At 74.2% G+C, this 15,256-nt stretch carries 11 protein-coding genes and 1 pseudogene; 7 read left to right on the top strand and 5 right to left on the bottom strand.

The annotated features are described in order from the left end of the window. Positions 1-7: 7 nt before the first annotated feature. A pseudogene (locus tag ABD832_RS08170) lies at positions 8-1,046 on the top strand (UDP-N-acetylmuramate dehydrogenase). 433 nt (positions 1,047-1,479) lie between these two features. Further along, on the top strand, positions 1,480-2,049 hold the full coding sequence (locus tag ABD832_RS08165) for a TMEM165/GDT1 family protein (protein WP_344890661.1): 570 nt from the start codon (positions 1,480-1,482) through the stop codon (positions 2,047-2,049). A gap of 123 nt (positions 2,050-2,172) precedes the next feature. Here ABD832_RS08165 and ABD832_RS08160 read toward each other — a convergent pair whose 3' ends face one another. Together ABD832_RS08160 and ABD832_RS08155 are read right to left on the bottom strand one after the other, a co-directional pair. Continuing rightward, the gene (locus tag ABD832_RS08160; protein ID WP_344890658.1) at positions 2,173-5,010 is read right to left on the bottom strand and encodes a helix-turn-helix transcriptional regulator; all 2,838 of its coding nucleotides are present in this window, start codon (positions 5,008-5,010) and stop codon (positions 2,173-2,175) included. A 170-nt stretch (positions 5,011-5,180) separates the two neighbouring features. Next, positions 5,181-5,348 (bottom strand): hypothetical protein, encoded by a 168-nt coding sequence (locus ABD832_RS08155; RefSeq protein WP_344890655.1) that lies wholly within the window; start codon positions 5,346-5,348, stop codon positions 5,181-5,183. Between the two features lie 285 nt (positions 5,349-5,633). Between ABD832_RS08155 and deoC the strand changes: the two genes are divergently transcribed. The 4 genes from deoC to ABD832_RS08135 all read left to right on the top strand — a co-directional run bounded on the left by deoC (position 5,634) and on the right by ABD832_RS08135 (position 9,332). Continuing rightward, complete coding sequence (gene deoC, locus ABD832_RS08150; protein WP_344890653.1) at positions 5,634-6,572, top strand: deoxyribose-phosphate aldolase; 939 nt, start codon at positions 5,634-5,636, stop codon at positions 6,570-6,572. A 10-nt stretch (positions 6,573-6,582) separates the two neighbouring features. After that, positions 6,583-8,010 carry an aldehyde dehydrogenase family protein gene (locus tag ABD832_RS08145; protein WP_344890651.1) on the top strand — a complete coding sequence of 476 codons (1,428 nt, stop codon included), beginning with the start codon at positions 6,583-6,585 and terminating at the stop codon, positions 8,008-8,010. Beyond that, a complete protein-coding gene (locus ABD832_RS08140) occupies positions 8,003-8,200 on the top strand; it encodes a hypothetical protein (RefSeq protein ID WP_344890649.1) in 198 nt (65 codons plus the stop codon). The genes ABD832_RS08145 and ABD832_RS08140 overlap by 8 nt, the downstream gene beginning before the upstream one ends. Positions 8,201-8,420: 220 nt before the next feature. Next, complete coding sequence (locus ABD832_RS08135) at positions 8,421-9,332, top strand: aldehyde dehydrogenase family protein (RefSeq protein ID WP_413224923.1); 912 nt, start codon at positions 8,421-8,423, stop codon at positions 9,330-9,332. A 208-nt stretch (positions 9,333-9,540) separates the two neighbouring features. On the opposite strand, the gene ABD832_RS08130 is transcribed toward ABD832_RS08135, so the two are convergent. The 3 genes from ABD832_RS08130 to ABD832_RS08120 all read right to left on the bottom strand — a co-directional run bounded on the left by ABD832_RS08130 (position 9,541) and on the right by ABD832_RS08120 (position 14,252). Next, a complete protein-coding gene (locus ABD832_RS08130; RefSeq protein ID WP_344890646.1) occupies positions 9,541-10,947 on the bottom strand; it encodes an amidase in 1,407 nt (468 codons plus the stop codon). 139 nt (positions 10,948-11,086) lie between these two features. Further along, positions 11,087-13,675 carry an ATP-dependent helicase HrpB gene (gene hrpB, locus ABD832_RS08125; protein WP_344890644.1) on the bottom strand — a complete coding sequence of 863 codons (2,589 nt, stop codon included), beginning with the start codon at positions 13,673-13,675 and terminating at the stop codon, positions 11,087-11,089. A 136-nt stretch (positions 13,676-13,811) separates the two neighbouring features. After that, entirely contained in the window at positions 13,812-14,252 is a 441-nt protein-coding gene (locus ABD832_RS08120; protein WP_344890641.1) for a winged helix-turn-helix transcriptional regulator, read from the bottom strand. Between the two features lie 105 nt (positions 14,253-14,357). Between ABD832_RS08120 and ABD832_RS08115 the strand changes: the two genes are divergently transcribed. Beyond that, complete coding sequence (locus ABD832_RS08115) at positions 14,358-15,188, top strand: NAD(P)H-binding protein (RefSeq protein WP_344890638.1); 831 nt, start codon at positions 14,358-14,360, stop codon at positions 15,186-15,188. Positions 15,189-15,256: the final 68 nt, after the last annotated feature.

Genomic DNA, 15,256 nt, shown 5'->3' with positions numbered 1-15,256 from the left:
GGAGCACATGACGGAGCAGGTGACGGGTGTACGGCTGGCGCCGTACACCACGCTGGGGCTGGGCGGGCCGGCGGGGAGGTTCGCGCGGGCCGGGTCGGCCGAGGAGATCGTCGAGCTGGTGGCGGCGGCCGACCGGGCGGGCGAGCCGGTGCTGGTGCTCGGCGGCGGCAGCAACCTGGTCGTCTCGGACGACGGCTTCGACGGCCTCGTCGTGCGGGTCGACTCCCGGGGGGGTCCGTCATGAGGGGGACCTGGTCACCGTGCAGGCCGGCGAGGACTGGGACGTCCTGGTCGAGCGGGCCGCGGCCGAGGGCCGTACCGGACTGGAGTGCCTGTCCGGCATCCCGGGGCTGGTCGGGTCCACGCCGATCCAGAACGTCGGCGCCTACGGCCAGGACGTCTCCCAGACGATCACCCGGGTCCGGGTCTACGACCGCAGGGTCGGCGAGGTGCGGGAGCTGACCGCCGCCGAGTGCGGGTTCGCCTACCGGCACAGCGCGTTCAAGGAGGACCTCGGGCGCCACGTCGTGCTCGCGGTGACCTACCGGCTGGCCCGGGAGGCGCTCTCGGGCCCGATCGCCTACCGCGAGCTGGCCTCGCGGCTGGGCGTCGCCCTGGGCGACCGGGTGCCGCCCGCCGAGGCCCGCGCCGCCGTGCTGGAGCTGCGCCGGGGCAAGGGGATGGTGCTGGATCCCGGGGACCCGGACACCCGCAGCGCCGGGTCGTTCTTCACCAACCCCGTGCTGACCGCGTCGCAGGCCGCCGAGCTGGAGCTCCGGGCGCCGGGCTTCCCGCGCTGGGACATGCCGGAGGGGGCCGTCAAGGTCCCGGCCGCGTGGCTGATCGAGAACGCGGGGTTCCCCAAGGGGTACCGCCGCGGTCCGGCCCGCATCTCCACCAAGCACACCCTTGCGCTGACAAATCCGGAAATGTCGGCATCGACCGAGGAGCTGCTCGGTCTCGCCAGGGAGGTCCGGGACGGCGTCCTGGAGAAGTTCGGCGTCACCCTCGTCAACGAGCCCGTGATGATCGGCACCCGCCTCTGACCACCGTCCTCCCGAGGACCCGCGAGGGCCGGTGAGGACCCGCGGGCCCGTGAGAACCGGCGAGACCGGGATGGTGGAAGGGCGGACGGCCGGGCAGCGGGACGAAGGCCGGACGGGCGGTCGGCCGAGAGCTCGACGGACGGTGGGGAAGGCCCGGCGAGGGGCCGGGGGCACCGTAATGGGCATCCGATTTCGGCTGCTATGGTCTGATGGAAAGACCCGAAGGGGAGTAGTCCCAATCGCGTGATCGACATGCTGGCGTCTCAGGCGCCCGGTCGCGCGGGCCCCGGATCCGGCCGTTCGGTGCGGTTCCGTGGCGGACGAGACCTTCGGCCTGGCAGGCACTCATCGATGCCGCCGGGCCGGAGCCGTGCCCGAAACTCCCCGGGTACTTCCCTTCCGCCCGGCTGCGCGCGCGGGAAGGGCACCCTCGTTGGAAGCGTTCTGGATCAGCCTCGTCGTGATCTTCGTAGCCGAGCTGGGCGACAAGAGCCAGCTCATGGCCATGACCTTCGCCACCCGGTTCAGGGCGTGGCCGGTCCTGGCCGGCATCACCATCGCCACCACCGTGGTGCACCTGGTCAGCGTCGGTGTGGGCGGGCTGGCCGGTGATCTTCTCCCCACCACCGCGATCACGGTCATCGCCGGGCTGGCCTTCCTCGGTTTCGCCCTGTGGACGCTGCGCGGGGACGAGCTGACCGACGACGAGGCGGCCAAGGCCCAGCGCACGGTCCGGTCGGCGATCATCGCCGTGACCGTCGCGTTCTTCCTCGCCGAGCTGGGGGACAAGACCATGCTGGCGACCATCACGCTCGCCACCCGCCACGGCTGGTTCGGTACCTGGATCGGCTCCACGGTCGGCATGGTCGCCGCCGACGCCCTGGCCATCCTGGTCGGCCGCATGCTCGGCAGGCACCTGCCCGAGCGGACCATCCGGTACGGCGCCGCCGCCGCGTTCGCCGTCTTCGGCGTCATCCTGCTGGCCGAGGCGCTGCTCGCCTGAACGGCCGTCCACCTCGCCCGAGCGCCCTGCCGCGTTGCCCGAGCGGCCAGCCGTCTCGTCCGGGGACCGTCCACCTCTCCCGGGCGGCCGGTCCTCGTCCGGGCGCCGCCCGGGGGGCCGCCGTCAGCCGATCAGGGTGAGACGGTGGGCCGCGGCGGCGGCCTCGCCCCGGGTGGAGACGCCCAGCTTGCCGAGGATGTTGGAGACGTGGACGCTCACGGTCTTGGCCGAGATGAACAGCTCGGCGGCGACCTCGCGGTTCGACCGTCCCAGGGCGACCAGCCGGAGCACCTCCAGCTCGCGCGGGGTCAGCACGGACTCCCCGCCCCCTGGACGGTCGCCGAGGGAGATCCCGATCCGGCGGGCGAGCACCTCCAGCTCGGTGACCAGCGGCTCGGCCAGGAGCGACACGGCGATCGGGTGGGCCGTGCGCACCCGGTCCGCGGCACCGTCGCGGTCACCGGCACCCGCCGCCGCCCGCGCGGCCCGCAGCAGCGATCTCGCGCGCGGGAAGGGACGGCCCAGCCGTTCCCAGGCGGCTGCGGCCGCGTCGTGATCACGGGCGACACCGAGCCGGTAGGCCTCGGCGACCGGGCTGTCCACGGTCACCGCGCCCGCCGCGCTCTCGACGTGGGCCCGCAGCGCCGCCGCCCGTTCGGGAGCGAGCGGCTCGACCGCCTCGCAGACGCCGCCGAGCTGGGCCAGCACCTGCCAGCCCAGCATGGGCTTGCTGGTGATCTGCGCCTCCCGGGAGACCCGCTCGGCGACCTCCAGCGCGGCCAGCGGCTGCCCGTCGAGCATGTGCAGGCCGACCAGGAGCCGGGCGTTGCCCGTCAGCTCCTGCATGAACTCCTCGGGGGCGACCCCGAAGGCCCCCACCTCGTCCAGGACGGACCTGAGCACCTCGGCCTCGCCGCGGGCGGCCGCCACGTCCCCGCGTACCCTCCGCAGGTGGTGGCGGGTGCGCAGGGAGGGGTCCATGCCCAGGGTCTGCTCGACCAGGTCGACGGCCTCGTCGAACCTGCCCAGCGCCTCCAGCGCCTCGGCCCGGTTGTTGGCGAGGAACGTGCCCTCGACCCGGTAGCGCCCGTACTTCTTCGCCAGCCGCTCCCCTTCGAGGGCCAGCTCGATCGCCTCGGCGGAACGGCCCATGTTGTTCAGCGCGTCCACGTTGTTGGCCAGGGCGCGCAGGATGATGCCGCCTCCCAGCTCGCCGATGGCCTGGGCGGTCTCGTTGAGCTCGATCGAGGCCCCCAGCCGTCCGGCGATGGAGTCGCTCAGCGCCAGGTTGAGCAGCAGCTCCGCCTCCAGGGGCCCCTTCCCGTGCTCGCGCGCGATCCGCAGCGCCTCCTCGGTCAGGGAGGTCCCCTCGGCCAGCTCGCCGCTGAGCGTCAGGTAAAGGCCCAGTTTGGACAGCACCTGGGCCCGTTCCAGCCCCGGTCCGGGGACCAGCCGCTCGGCGTAGCGCAGGTCGTCGAGCACCCCGGGCTTGCGCTTGGACAGCTTGAACTGCGAGCGCCGCACGAGCAGGTCGGCCACCCGTGCGGGTTCGGCCCGTTCGTCGAGCTCGTTCAGCGCGGCCATGACGAACTTGGTGCCCCGGTCGGCCTCGCCGCACGCGCTCGCGGCCTCGGCGGCGTGCTCCAGCACCGTGGTGTGGTCCACGCCGATGCGCCCGGCGGCGTCGGGGACCTTGCTCCAGAGCGTGAGGACCCGCTCCAGCAGCTGCATCATCTCGTTGTAGGCGAAGCTCCTGGCGGCCTTGCCCGCGGCCTCCCAGGCCGAGATCAGGGCCCACAGGTCGTCGCGGGCGGCGTACCAGTGGTGGGCGATCTCGATGGCGGCCCTGCCGTGCGGGACCAGCGTGCGGTCGCGGCCGATCTCCTCGGCGAAACGGGCGTGCAGCCGTACGTACTCGCCGGGCAGGAGGTCGTCGTGCACGGCCTCGCGGATCAGCGCGTGCCGGAAGACGTAGGCGTTGCCGTCGGCGACCTGCAGCACGTTGGCCGCGATCGCGGTGCGCAGGGCGTCGTCCAGGTCGACGTCGGACAGGCCGCTGACCGCGGCGAGCAGGGCGTGCCCCACCCGGATGCCACCGGCCGCGGCGATGCGCAGCACCCGCTGCGTCTCCTCGGGGAGCCGCTCGACGGAACCGATGATCAGATCGTGCAGGGACTCGGGGAAGGTGCAGTCGCCGCCGCACTCCATCAGCGCCTCGACGAAGAGCGGGATGCCCTCGCTGCGCTGGAAGACCCTGTCGACCTGGACGAACTCGGGCGTGGTGCCGAGGATGCCGGCCATCTGGGCCGCGACCTCGACCCGGGTGAGCCGGGGCAGGTCCATCCGCACGACGTCGTCCAGCCGTCCGAGCTCGGTGAGCACCGGCCGCAGCGGGTGCTGGCGGTGCAGCTCGTCGGACCGGTAGGTGAGGACCATCAGCACCGGCGCGGTGCGCAGGTTCCTGCTGAGGAAGGCGATCAGGTCGCGGCTGGAGTTGTCGGCCCAGTGGACGTCCTCGATGAGGAGGATCACCGGGCGGCGCTCGGCGAGCCGTTCCAGCAGGGTGAGGATCTGTTCGAAGAGCCGCGCGCGGGCGGTCTCGCTCTCGGTGTCGCCGCTCGGCTCGCCGAACTCGGGCAGCAGCCGGGCCAGGTCGCGCCCGCCGCCCTCGGGGAGCAGGCTCGCGATCTCCTCGGCGCCGTGCTCCCGGACCAGCTGGCGGATCACCGCGGTGAACGGCGCGTAGGCGAGGCCCTCGGTCGACAGCTCCACGCAGCCCCCGTTGAGCACGTGGGCGCCGTCGGCCGAGGCCCGTTCCGCGAAACATCCGAGCAGACGCGACTTCCCGACCCCGGCCTCCCCGCCGAGCAGCACGGTCGTCGCCCTGCCCTTGCGGGCCTGTCCGAACGCTTCGGCCAGATCCGCGAGTTCTGTTTCGCGCCCCACGAAAACAGGACTCACCGCCCGACCCACCATGTCTGTCAGCATGTCATGCCTTACTCGGGTCGAGCCTTCTATTTATCCTTGGGCGAAACGCCGTCCCGGAGACGATGGGGCCGGTTCCGGCGGGGTTCCAGACAGGGACGAGGCCCGGCCGGGCGGCGGGGGACGACCGGGCTCCCTGGCCGGGCTCACGACGAGATGATCTTTCCGAAGAGGCCGCGGCGGCGCTTGGCGGAGGTGTCGCCGGTGGACTCCCGGTGGACCTGGACCTCGCGGGCGCGGCGGTAGTCGGCCGCCTCCGCGCGGAGCCTGGACGTCCTCTCGGAGATGAGCTGGAGGTGAAATTCGGGACCCATGAGGGTTCCTTCCTGTTCGAGTGCCTGTCGGCGCTTTCCTGACACACTCCAGATTCGTCCTAAGGCCCCCCGCCCCACATCGGGAGGATGTCCTATCTCCTGGCGCGGGCCGGCCGAAAACCTCCCTAGGGCGGGCAGGCACCGCCTTAGCCGCCCGCCTCACCCCGGCCCGCCGCCCGCCCCCCGGCCGGGTCGGGCGAATGTTGACGAAAACGGGTGAGGGTGCTGGGCAGGGTCCAGTTTGGAAGTAATCACCCCAGTAGGCATGCTGGAGAGGTGTCAACTATGACGACCTCGCTCACCGACGTGGCCACGTCCAACGTCACGCTGCGAAGCTTCCTGAACGGCCTGCCGGGTGTCGACCGCGTGGGCGCCGACCAGCGCGCCGCGATGCTCGGCACCCGATCCATCAAGACGACCGCCAAGGCCCGGGTCATCGACCTCGCCATCGGCATGGTGGACCTGACGACCCTCGAGGGAGCCGACACCCCGGGCAAGGTCCGCGCGATGTGCGCCAAGGCGGTCCGCCCCGACCCGTCCGACCCCTCGGTCCCCCGGGTGGCCGCGGTGTGCGTCTACCCCGACCTGGTCGCCGAGGCCGCCGCGGCGGTGAAGGGCTCCGGCGTCAAGGTGGCCAGCGTCGCGACCGCGTTCCCCAGCGGGCGCTCCTCGCTCGACGTCAAGGTCGCCGACACCACGTTCGCGGTGGCCGCCGGGGCCGACGAGATCGACATGGTGATCGACCGGGGGGCTTTCCTGGCCGGGGACTACGTCAAGGTCTTCGAGGAGATCGTCGCGATCAAGGCGGCGTGCGGCACCGCGCACCTGAAGGTGATCCTGGAGACCGGTGAGCTGGCCACGTACGACAACGTGCGCCGCGCGTCCTGGCTGGCCATGCTGGCCGGGGGCGACTTCATCAAGACCTCCACCGGAAAGGTGCAGCCCGCCGCCACCCTCCCGGTGACGCTGGTCATGCTGGAGGCGGTCCGCGACTTCCTGGCCGTGACCGGCCGCCACGTCGGGGTGAAGCCCGCCGGAGGCATCAAGACCACCAAGGACGCGATCAAGATGCTCGTCCTGGTCAACGAGACCGTCGGAGACGACTGGCTCACCCCCGACCGGTTCCGGCTCGGCGCCTCCAGCGTCCTCAACGACCTGCTGATGCAGCGTCAGAAGATGGCCACCGGCAGGTACGCGGGTCCCGACTACTTCACCCTCGACTAGGGGCGTTCACATGTTCGAGTACGCACCGGCGCCCGAGTCGCGTGACGTCGTCGAGATCAAGCCGTCCTACGGCCTGTTCATCGGCGGCGAGTGGGTCGACTCCCAGGGCACCGAACGCAACAAGACCGTCAACCCCGCCTCCGAGGAGGTCCTGGCCGAGATCGCCTGGGCCAGCGAGGCCGACGTCGACCGGGCGGTGGAGGCCGCCCGCAAGGCGTTCGGCGTCTGGTCGGCGCTGCCCGGCTCGGAACGGGCCAAGTACCTCTTCCGGATCGCCCGGATCATCCAGGAACGCTCGCGCGAGCTGGCCGTGCTGGAGACGCTGGACAACGGCAAGCCGATCCGCGAGTCCCGCGACGTGGACCTGCCCCTGGTGGCGGCCCACTTCTTCTACTACGCCGGCTGGGCCGACAAGCTCGGTCACGCCGGGTACGGCCCCGCCCCCCGCCCGCTCGGGGTGGCCGGGCAGGTCATCCCGTGGAACTTCCCGCTGCTGATGCTCGCCTGGAAGATCGCCCCGGCGCTGGCCTGCGGCAACACGGTCGTCCTCAAGCCCGCCGAGACGACCCCGCTCAGCGCGCTGCTGTTCGCGGAGATCTGCGCCCAGGCGGACCTGCCGCCCGGGGTGGTCAACATCGTGACCGGTGCCGGGGAGACCGGCGCGGCCCTGGTGAACCACCCGGGGGTCGACAAGGTCGCCTTCACCGGTTCCACCGAGGTCGGCCGCCGCATCGCCAGGTCGGTCGCGGGCTCCGGGAAGAAGGTCACCCTGGAGCTCGGCGGCAAGGCCGCGAACATCGTGTTCGAGGACGCCGCGATCGACCAGGCCGTCGAGGGGATCGTCAACGGGATCTTCTTCAACCAGGGTCACGTCTGCTGCGCGGGCTCCCGGCTGCTGGTGCAGGAGTCCATCGCGACCGAGCTGCTGGACGCGCTGAAGCGCCGGCTGGGCACGCTCCGGCTGGGCGACCCGCTGGACAAGAACACCGACATCGGCGCGATCAACTCCGCGGCCCAGCTCGCGAAGATCCACGAGCTCTCGGACCTGGGGGAGGCCGAGGGCGCCGAACGCTGGTCCCCGGCCTGCTCGCTGCCGGAGCGGGGCTTCTGGTTCCCGCCGACCATCTTCACCGGTGTGGCCCAGTCGCACCGGATCGCCCGCGAGGAGGTGTTCGGCCCGGTGCTGTCGGTGCTGACCTTCCGCACCCCGGCCGAGGCGGTGGAGAAGGCCAACAACACCCCCTTCGGTCTGTCCGCGGGCGTGTGGACGGAGAAGGGCTCGCGCATCCTGTGGATGGCGGACAAACTCCGCGCCGGCGTGGTGTGGGCCAACACCTTCAACAAGTTCGACCCCACCTCGCCGTTCGGCGGCTACAAGGAGTCCGGGTACGGGCGCGAGGGCGGCCGGCACGGGCTGGAGGCGTACCTCGATGTGTGAGCGGCACACCGCCCGGCGGCGTTCCCGCCGGGCCCAGAGCACCCGGGGCCACGACTACGCCCGCGCCGGACGGCCGGTGCTGCGGGGCTGGTTCGCGCACCGGTGCGGCGTGAGCCGCTGCGGTCAGATCTTCGTGCCGGCCCGGCTGGCGCAGCAGGAGAGCTCGTGGAGAGGGCTGGGAAATGAGTAAGGCGGACAGGCCGGGCCGGTCGCGGGCGTCCGACGCCTCCGGCGGGCAGGCCGGGGGACGGGCCGGGAAGCGGTCCGAGACGCGGGCCGGGGACCAGGCCGGCACGCGGGCCGGGGACCAGGCCGACCCACAGGCCGAGCCACAGGCCGAGACGCGGGTCGAGGCACAGGCCGAGGACCGGGTCCGGGAGCGGCCCGGTGAGCGGCCCGCGGACGGGACCGTGGGCGCGGGCGGGACCGCGGACGGGCAGGCGGGCGACGGTGACGGCGCCGTCCGCACGCCGGACCGGCTCGCCGTGCGCAAGACGTACAAGCTGTACATCGGCGGGGCGTTCCCGCGGTCGGAGAGCGGAAGGTCCTATCCCGTGGCCTCCTCCAGCGGTGACTTCCTCGCCAACGCCTCCAGGGCCTCCCGCAAGGACGCCCGCGACGCGGTGTCGGCCGCGCGCAAGGCCTTCGGCGGCTGGTCGGGGGCGACGGCGTACAACCGCGGGCAGATCCTCTACCGCGTCGCCGAGATGCTGGAGGGCCGCCGGGCCCAGTTCGCCGCCGAGCTGGCCGACGCCGGTACGAGCGGGGCGGGGGCGGTCGTGGACGCGGCCGTCGACCGGCTGGTCTGGTACGCCGGCTGGTCCGACAAGATCGCCGCCGTGGCCGGGTCCTCCAACCCGGTCGCCGGGCCCTACTTCAACATCTCCACGCCGGAGCCGACCGGGGTTGTCGCGGTGGTCGCCCCCGGCGATCCGCTGCTCGGGCTCGTCTCGGTGCTGGCACCGGTGATCGTCACGGGCAACACCTGCGTGGTGATCGCGAGCGAGCGCGCCCCGCTGCCCTCGATCACGCTGGCCGAGGTGCTGGCCACCTCGGACCTGCCCGGCGGGGTGGTGAACGTCCTCACCGGCTCGGTGGCGGAGATCGCCCCCTGGCTGGCCGCGCACATGGACGTCAACGCCCTCGACCTCACCGGTGTCACCGACGAGGCGCTGGCGGTCGCGTGCGAGGAGGCGGCGGCGGAGAACCTCAAGCGGGTGCTGCGCCCCGGCGTGACGGCCGACTGGTACGCCGACCCCGGCACCAGGCGCCTGACGGCCTTCCTGGAGACCAAGACCGTCTGGCACCCCACCGGCGTCTGATCCCGCTCCCGCTCCCGCTCCGGCCCGGCCCGGCCCGGCCGGAGCGGGAGCCGGTCCGCTCCGGCACGCGGCGACTCGCGGCGCGTGACGGTCCGCTCCGGTGTACGGTCCTGCGCGGCGGTGCGTGACGGTCCGCTGCGGTATGCGACTCTGCGCGGCGGTGCGTGGTCCGCTGCGGTGTGCGACCCTGCGCGGTGGCGCGGCCGGGTCAGGGGAGCGGCGCATGGCGTGGCCAGGGCCGTTCCGCCTCCAGCCGTCCGGCCAGCGCCAGCAGCTGGGACTCGCCCCCGGGCGCGGCCACGAGCTGGACGCCGATGGGCACCCCGCACGAGTGCATGCCGAACGGGACGCTCATGGCGGGCCAGCCGGCGATGTTCCAGGCCGCGGTCGCGGGAGCGTACGTCAGGTTGGCGCGGGCGTTCGCCAGCAGGCCGCGGCGTCCCCAGCGGTCGGCGGGCGGAGGCGGCGCGGCGAGCGTCGGCATCACCAGCACGTCGGCGTTGCCGAACCACTGGTCGGCGCCGTGCGCGCGCCAGCGGTCGCGGCCGGTCGCGCCGTCCGCGCCGAACCTGGCGAGCAGGCGGCCCGCCCTGGCCAGCGACCGGGTGCGGCGTTCCAGGCCGCGCGGGTCGAGGCCCTCGACGTCGCCCCTGGCGCAGGCGAACCAGGTGGCGACGGCGGAGGCGGCGAGCCAGGAGGGCATCCGGTCGGTGCGGTTCACCACGGTGTGCCCGGCGTCGCCCAGCACCTCCGCCGCCCCGGTGACCGCCTGCCGGAACTCCGCGTCCACCGGCAGGCCCGGGGGCAGCGGCAGGGGCGCGACCGCGATCCGCAGCCTCGGCGTCTCCGACAGGGTCAGCCCGCCCGGGTAGTCGTCGATGGCGCTTCCCACGCCGAGCGCCTCGCTCTCCCCGGGCCTGGCCAGGGACATGTCGTCGGCCATCACGGCCAGTGCCAGCGCGAGGTCCGCAACGGTCGTGGCCAGCGGCCCGTTCTCCGACATCCCGTACCAGTCGTGCTCGGGAGGGGGGACCACCCCCTGGCCGGGCTTGATCGAGACCAGGCCGCAGCAGGCCGCCGGGATGCGCAGCGAGCCGAGCCCGTCGTTGCCGTGCGCCAGCGGCACCATGCCCGCCGCCACCGCCGCCGCGCTCCCTCCCGAGGACCCGCCCGGGGTACGCCCGAGGTCCCAGGGGTTGCGCGTCACCCCGTACACGCTGTCGGAGAAGGCGGCCAGGCAGAGCTCGGGCACGTTGGTGATGCCGACGACCACCGCGCCCGCCGCCCTGAGCCTGGCCACCACGGGGTGGTCGGCGTCCGCGGGCGTGTCCGGCGTGGCCGCGGAGCCGTTGCGCGACACCTCGCCCCCGACCGCGACGTTGTCCTTGATCGCGACGGGCACCCCGGCGAGGGGCAGCCCGGCCAGGTCCTCGCGCCGCTCCAGCAGCCGGGCCTCGGCCAGCGCCCGGTCGGCGAGCACCTCGCGGAACGCCCCGACGCGGCCGTCGCGCTCGGCGATGGCGTCGAGGTGCTCCTCGACGACCGTGGACGCGGTGACCTTTCCCCCTCGTACGGCGGCCGCGATCTCCACTGCGGAACTTCCCACCCACGACATGAACCGAGTGTGGTCCGGCGAGTCCGTCAGGGGAAGCGCGCCACGTATCGATCCGATGTCTTGTCCGGATCATCGGCGTTACCCCGCGCAGGCCCGGCCCGCGCAGGCCCGGCCCGTGCCGGGGGGTGTGCCGTCCGGGCTACGTCCCGCCCGGCCGGCGCCGGGGGTTGACACGGCGGGTGGCGGGGGCCGCCATGGGGTCGTCGGGCCAGGGGTGCCGGGGGTAGCGTCCGCGCAGCTCGGCGCGGACCGCGCGGTACCCCTCGCGCCAGAACGAGGCCAGGTCGGCGGTGACGGCGGCCGGGCGCCCCGCGGGGGAGAGCAGGTGGATCACCAGCGGGACCCCGGCCACGCGCGGGGCCTCGGCCCAGCCGAACAGCTCCTGCACCTTGGCCGCCAGCACCGGCCGGTCCCCCGAGTAGTCGATCCTGATCCTCGACCCGCTCGGTACCTCGATCCGTTCCGGGGCCGTCTCGGCGAGGCGGGCGTTCCACGGGACCAGGCGGTGCAGCGCGGAGACCACGTCCAGGCGTTCCAGGTCGGACCGGCGGCGGGCCCGCGAGAGCTCCGGCTCCAGCCAGCGGTCGGCCGCCTCGATCAGCGCCTCGTCGTCGGTCGCGGGCCACGGGTCGCCGAGCGTGCGCCGGCAGAAGGCCAGCCGCTCGCGCAGCGCCACGGCCTCGGGCGTCCAGCGCAGCAGCGACAGGCCCTCGGCGCGCAGCCCCTCCAGGACGGCGGGACGCACGTCGGCGCCGCGGAGCACACCGGAGGAGAGCTCGATCGCGCCCAGCCGCTCCACCCGGCGCGCGGACACGTCACCGCGCCGTTCCCCCGGAGGCACGCGCCAGGTGATCTCCTCGCCGGACGCGTACAGGGGGGCCGCGGCGAGCCTGGCGGTCTCCTCGTCGATCACCACCGCCTGCCTGATCCGGGCGGACGCGGCACCGGCGGGCCGGTCCGCGACCGCGACCGCCAGCCACTCCGCCGTGCCCAGCCGCGACCCGGACGGCAGCTCCGCGGCCGTCCCCGAGGCCATCAGGTACGCCCCGCCGCGCCGCCGCGCCACCCGCTCCGGGTAGGCCAGCGCCACGACGGTCCCGGCCACGGTGTCGTCGCTCCCGTCCGGTACGGCGCCCTCGTCCCCCTGCGGCGCGGCACCGCCCTTCCCCTTCCCACGGCGCGGGCCACCGCCGGGGACGGCCCGCGCCAGGCGCCCGGCCTCCTGACGCCAGCGCGCGGAGAACGCGTCACCGCCGCGGCGCGCGGAACGCCAGACCGCCACCAGGTCGTCCCCGGCCTCGCGGGGCAGCTGCTCGGAGAGCAGGGCGACGACCTCGGCCGCCCGGGGCCCGGCACCGGCGTCGATCAGGGCCCGCGCCAGGCGCGGGTGCACCCCGGCCACGGCCATCCGGCGTCCCCGGCCGGTCACCCGGCCCGCGGGGTCGAGGGCGCCCAGGGCGCCCAGGGTGCGGCGGGCCGCGTCCATCGCCGCGGGCGGAGGCGCGTCGAGCAGGGCCAGGCCGGTCGCGGCCGGGTCCCCCCAGCAGGCGGCCTGGAGGGCGAACCCGGTCAGGTCGGCGAGGGCGATCTCGGGCCGCGCGTACTCGGGGAGCCGGTCGTGCTCGGCTTGCGACCAGCACCGGTAGACCACGCCCGGCGCCTCGCGGCCCGCGCGCCCGGCCCGCTGGGTGGCCGACGCCCTGGAGGCCCGGACCGTGCTGAGCGAGCCGAGTCCGCGGGCGTGGTCGGTACGGGGCTCCCTGGCCAGGCCGGAGTCGACCACGATGCGCACGCCCGGCACGGTCAGGCTCGACTCGGCCACCGAGGTGGCGAGCACCACCCGGCGCCCGGCGCCCGGGGACAGGACCGCGTCCTGGACGCGGGCCGGGGCCTGGCCGTGGACCTGCAGGACGTCGATGCCGTCGATGCCACCGTCGCGGCCGAGCTGCGCGGCCACTCTCCCGATCTCCCCGACGCCCGGAAGGAAGCAGAGCACGTCCCCCTCCCGCTCGGCCAGGGCGCGCCGCACCACGCCGGCGACGTGGGTCAGGAACACCGGGTCCACCCGCATGCCGTGCGGCGGCGCGACGGTGCCCGGGGGCGGCGCCCAGACGGGGGTGACCGGATGCATGGTGCCGGAGGCGTGCACGACCGGCGCGGGATCGCCGGAGCCGGACGGGCCGGGCTCGCCGGAGCCGAGCAGGCGGGCCCAGGGGGCGGCGTCGGCGGTCGCGGAGGTGGCGACGATCCGCAGGTCGGGGCGGAGCGTGGCGCGGACGTCGAGGAGGAAGGCCAGCGCGGTGTCGGCGTCCAGGTGCCGTTCGTGGCACTCGTCGAGCAGGACCGTGTGCGTGCCGTCGAGCTCGGGGTCGCGCTGGAGCCGCTGCAGCAGGACGCCGGTGGTGACGACCTCGACGACCGTTCCCGGGCCGGTCCTGCGCTCGCCGCGGATCGAGAACCCGACCTCCGCGCCCACCTCCGACTCCAGCATCCAGGCCATCCGCCTGGCCGCCGCCCGTACGGCCATCCGCCTCGGCTCCGCCACGACCACCCGCTTCGGCGCCGCGTCGTCGAGGCCGTCGAGGAGCCCGGCCAGGGCGAGCGGGACGAGCGTGGTCTTGCCGGTGCCCGGGGGTGCGGTGAGCACGGCGACGCCCCGCTCGTCCAGGGCCGCGAGGAGCTCGGGCAGGACGTGACGGACGGGCAGGCCGGACCGGTCGGGACGCACCCGTCCAGTGTCCCCGAGGATCGTGCCCGCCGAGCCCGCGGCGGAGCCGGGACGGTTCTCGGGGCGGTGCTCCTTCGGGCCGATCAGGGGCCGGGGGTGATCCTGCGGGCCGTTCGGAGGCCGGGACGGCCCTCGGTCAGGAACGCCGGGCGGGGACCAGGGCGGGGGCGGGGGCTGGGGCGTCGTACTCCAGCCGGGCCCGCTCGACCTCGGGCAGTTTGGCGGCGGCCCACTCGGCGAGCGTGGCGAACAGGGGGCCCAGGCTCCGGCCCAGCTCGCTGATCTCGTACTCCACCCGCGGGGGGACCTCGGGGTGGTAGGTGCGCACCACCAGGCCGTCGCGCTCCAGCTGGCGGAGCCGCTGGGTCAGCACCTTCGGGGTGATCGTGCCGATGTGACGTTCCAGCTCCACGAAGCGCATCCGGCCGTGCTCGTTGAGGGCCCACAGGATCGGGGTGGTCCAGCGGCTGAACACGATGTCGACCACCGGGGCGACCGGGCAGACCCCCTCGGCCCCGGCCGCGGAGTCCACCCTCCAGCTCGTACCGGCGTCCATGGGCGTCCTTTCGATAGTCACTTTCTCCTAGGTACCTACTATACGCAGGCTGTTAGCGTCTCGAAGGCGCCGGAGAAAGGCTTCCGGCGGAGTGACGACCTGATGAATCCGAGAACGGAGCTTTCGATGATCGTGGTGACAGGGGCGACGGGGAACGTGGGACGGCCGCTGGTGAGGGCCCTCGCGGCGGCGGGCGAGCAGGTGACGGCGGTCTCGCGGCACCCCTCGGACGAGACCCCCGAGGGTGTGCGGCACCGGCGGGCCGACATCACCGACGTGGAGAGCCTGCGTCCCGTGCTGGAGGGGGCCGACGCGCTCTTCCTGCTCATCCCGGGAGGAGGCGCGCATCCTCCGGACGTCCTGGACGCGGCCAAGGCCGGTGGGGTCCGCCGGGTGGTGCTGCTCTCCTCCCAGGGGGCCGGGACGCGGCCACGGGCCCGCTCGCACGACCCGCTCCGTGCCTTCGAGGACGCCGTACGGCAGTCGGGCCTGGAGTGGACCGTCCTGCGGCCCGGCGGATTCGCCTCCAATTCGTTCGCGTGGGCTCCGACGATCCGTTCCGGGCGGACGGCCGCCGCGCCGTTCGGTGACGTCGGGCTGCCGTTCATCGATCCGGAGGACATCGCCGAGGTCGCGGCCGTGGTGCTGCGCGAGGACGGCCACGACGGCCGCGTCTACGAACTCACCGGACCGGCGCCGATCTCTCCGCGCGAGCGGGCCCGGTTCATCGGCGACGCCCTGGGGGAGCCGGTGACGTTCGTCGAGCAGAGCCGCGAGGAGGCCAGGGCACAGATGCTCGGGTTCATGCCGGAGCCGGTCGTGGACGGCACCCTCGACATCCTGGGCGAGCCGTCGGACGCCGAACGGCGGGTGAGCCCCGACGTCGAACGCGTCCTCGGCCGCCCGCCCCGCGGCTTCGCCCACTGGGTGGCCCGCAACCTCGCGGCCTTCGCCTGACCGGCTCCGGACCCGCGACACGGAGCCGGGACGGGTGACACGGGGCCGGACCCACGGCACGGAGCCGG

It is taken from the genome of Streptosporangium longisporum, assembly GCF_039534895.1.
Taxonomy (GTDB): domain Bacteria; phylum Actinomycetota; class Actinomycetes; order Streptosporangiales; family Streptosporangiaceae; genus Streptosporangium; species Streptosporangium longisporum.
The sequence above is the reverse complement of the archived record's forward strand: the minus strand, read 5'-3'. Positions and strand labels throughout refer to the sequence as shown.

Bases quoted from the DNA above. Each gene is read 5' to 3' on its own strand.
- ABD832_RS08115 (WP_344890638.1), top strand. From the start codon at position 14,358: ATGATCGTGGTGACAGGGGCGACGGGGAACGTGGGACGGCCGCTGGTG.
- ABD832_RS08130 (WP_344890646.1), bottom strand. From the start codon at position 10,947: ATGTCGTGGGTGGGAAGTTCCGCAGTGGAGATCGCGGCCGCCGTACGA.
- deoC (WP_344890653.1), top strand. From the start codon at position 5,634: ATGACGACCTCGCTCACCGACGTGGCCACGTCCAACGTCACGCTGCGA.
- ABD832_RS08140 (WP_344890649.1), top strand. From the start codon at position 8,003: ATGTGTGAGCGGCACACCGCCCGGCGGCGTTCCCGCCGGGCCCAGAGC.
- ABD832_RS08155 (WP_344890655.1), bottom strand. From the start codon at position 5,348: ATGGGTCCCGAATTTCACCTCCAGCTCATCTCCGAGAGGACGTCCAGG.
- ABD832_RS08145 (WP_344890651.1), top strand. From the start codon at position 6,583: ATGTTCGAGTACGCACCGGCGCCCGAGTCGCGTGACGTCGTCGAGATC.